The organism is Syntrophomonas sp. UBA5494 (assembly GCF_002426325.1).
Genome location: NZ_DIPG01000091.1, coordinates 10,696 through 13,664, shown reverse-complemented (window position 1 = coordinate 13,664; position 2,969 = coordinate 10,696). Strand labels below are relative to the sequence as shown.

General features: G+C 45.8%; 3 protein-coding genes. All 3 read right to left on the bottom strand.

Annotation, left to right across the window (positions count from 1 at the left end; genetic code table 11):
* A partial coding sequence (locus tag B3W37_RS10085) for a hypothetical protein (protein WP_483175630.1) occupies nucleotides 1–1,355 on the bottom strand: 1,355 nt, incomplete at its 3' end.
* Nucleotides 1,348–2,739, bottom strand: coding sequence for a sensor histidine kinase (locus B3W37_RS10080; protein WP_483175628.1), 1,392 nt, complete (start codon nucleotides 2,737–2,739; stop codon nucleotides 1,348–1,350). The genes B3W37_RS10085 and B3W37_RS10080, both read right to left, overlap by 8 nt.
* A partial coding sequence (locus tag B3W37_RS10075; RefSeq protein ID WP_483175626.1) for a winged helix-turn-helix domain-containing protein occupies nucleotides 2,736–2,969 on the bottom strand: 234 nt, incomplete at its 5' end. The genes B3W37_RS10080 and B3W37_RS10075, both read right to left, overlap by 4 nt.

Sequence of the window (2,969 nt, the reverse complement as noted above, 5' to 3'; positions counted from 1 at the left end):
ATTATAATCGTTGTTCCTTCATCTAAGGCAATTTCTCCCAGGGGGATACTGTTCAGCTGTTCGCCGTTGATGCTGAAGATATACAATTTGCTTTTGGTTTTAACCACCACGATATCCTTGTTGGGAGAAGCAAACGCATCCAGCGCATTAGGGACCCGATCCTTTATACTCTGCCAACCGGGATATAACGCATCGTAAAATACCAATTTCGCGGGGGGAAGTAATTTTATATCAAACTCCATGATCCCGGGAGCATTGTTGCCGTAATAATTTACTCTTCCCCGCAGATACCAATGGCCGTTTTTTCGTGTCAGTCCATAATTGTCCTCGTTTATATCCGCATTTATCGAAGCAATTCCCTGGCTATACAAGGTTTGCACCGCTTGTTCCCTGGCGCCGTGATACGCTTTTAATCCCGCCGGCCCCAGCAAATCTAAAACTTTGATACCGATCGCCGATGATAGTTTATCCACCGGTAAAACCTGCAGTCTGGTTATACCGCCAGTATTGTTCTCTATGGCGACATAATCATTGCCGATATAATCGATGACTATGCTCTCCGAAACGGATGATGCGGTTTTAGTAGATACTTTTTCTGTAGCCGCCAGGTCTTTTTCCGCCATGTTATGGGCGGATAATGCTGCTCTGTTATTTCCTTGTTTTACCTGCAGTTCCCAGAAACCGCTTTTTCGCGGGAAATATATATCATTCCTGCTTAGCACCGGATGAAGTTTTTTATCGTCCGCCGCGATCCAAACCGTCTTGTAAATATAGTCTTGATGGGACGGTATTTTCAGTCCGATAAAAATGCCTGAAACCCCGGTTTTATTATACTGATCGGTATCATCAATACTGGCGTTGGCAATCGACCGGGGATCATCGGCATGAGCGGCGATTTTATGGAGCAGCAGCACTTTATTCTGAACAAAGGAAACCACGGTGGCATCGTCAATTTTCATAAATTCGCCCAGATAATTGGAGTCTGCAAATACGGTAACCACCTCGACCTTTTCGCTTGTCAATGCCAGTTCGCTGTCCAGGACGGTATATCTGGTCATTAAATAATCGGTTGCATTTACCTTCTTGATTTTATAGGCAGGTTGGTTCCAGACATTGCTGCTTAATATCGCAGCTTCCCTGCTAAATTGAAGCAAACTGCCTGCGGCCTCCAGGCTGGTCTGGCCGGAATACCCATCGGAACCCAGTTCCTCGATCACTGACCATTTTCCCTCCAGCGGACAAACCTCATATAGGGGCGGAACAATCTTCCCTGCCGTAGTCCAGGAAGGATGGGCGCATCCGCCCACTAAAAGAAGAAGAAATAATGCCGGTAAAAGCTGGTATTTCTTAAGCATCGGCCCTCTCCCCTTTAGGTAAAATAATCACCACATCGGTGCCCTGGTTTAGCTCGCTCATGATTTCCAGTTTGCCTTTCATAAGGGTAACGATCTCCTCGCAAATGGAAAGCCCGATGCCGTTTTTCGATAGCGAGCTTTTACCTTTATAGAACTTCTCTTTTACACTGGGCAGTTCATCGGCACCGATGCCGCAACCGCTGTCAGAGATGGTAAATTTAAAACTTTGATCCTGCATTTCCGCTTTAAAACGGACGTAGCCTCCCGCATGATTGAAATTAAAGGCATTATCCAAAATATTAATAAACAACTGTTTCAGCCGGTTTGCGTCCGCATAAATAGGGGGCATGTTTTCAGGATAGGCAACGGTAAACTCAATATTTTCCCGCATGGCCCGCGGGGTCAGCTGTTTGCCCAAATGCTGGCACAGATCCATCAGATTTACTTCTTCCGGGTTGAGTTTGATTCTGGCGGAGACAAACTTGGAGAAATCCAAAAGTTCTTCTACCATCCGGGTCAGCCGGTCGCACTCTTGGGCAATGATATTCAGGCCATCGTTAAGCATTTCTTTCTGCTGAAATTTCTCACTCTGTAACGTAATCGCCCAGCCCTTAATGGAGGTCAGGGGGGTTCGCAGTTCATGAGACACGGAAGAAATAAAGTCGTTTTTAAGCTGTTCTTTTTTAATGATTTCATCAGCCAGGTAATTCAAAGTGTCGGAAAGTTTACCGATCTCATCGTCACGCTTTTTCTGGCTTTTGATTTGGAAATTGCCCCTGGCCATCTTTTGCGCCACAGAGGTAATTTCCTGCAAGGGCACCACAATGGTGTTGGCTAAAAGGGCACTCACCGAACCAACGATGAGGATTACCAACAAACCGATCAGGATAAAAATCTCTTCGGTTTTCAAAATATCCTGGTCAACGGCGCTTAACGAGGCGACAAATCGCAGGGCACCAACGACTTTGTCGCCTGATTTCAGTGGATTGGCAACGGTCATGACTTTTTGCCCGTTTACGGTTCCTATCCAACTCCCATTTTTGCCGTCCAAAGCTTCTTTGATGTCGCTGCCGGCTGTCTCCGTTGAAATGATGCCCTGGGAATCCATGATAATATTGCCGTCTTGATCGACAATCTGCACTTCGGCATTGCTCTGGTTCCAAAATGTATCAACATTATAAAGCACATTATCCTGCAGCGAGGTATCACCATAATATTTGGAATACATGTCCGCGCAAATCTTTATCTGATTGTGCAAACTTCCTTCCAGACTGTTATAGTAATTCTGCCTGACGATATAAATAAGCAGTATTTCCAAAATCGCAACGGTGCAAATAATAACGATCATAAAAATGACGGTCAGCCTTAATCTGATTCCCTTCATGGCGTGCTCCTGCGGGCTCCGGCTTGCCATCGATAGCCGCGGCCCCAAACTGTTTTTATGTATTCAGGCTCCGAGGGATTATCTTCCAGCTTTTCCCGTAACCGTCTGATATGCACGTCCAGGGTTTTGGTATCGCCATAATAATTCTCTCCCCAGACGACATTCAACATCTCATTGCGTTCCAGCGCCTTGCCCTGATTTTCCATAAACATCTTCAGCAAAGCGAATTC

What these genes read in the sequence shown, in the direction of transcription:
- B3W37_RS10080 (WP_483175628.1), bottom strand. Translation starts at nt 2,739, where the DNA reads ATGAAGGGAATCAGATTAAGGCTGACCGTCATTTTTATGATCGTTATT.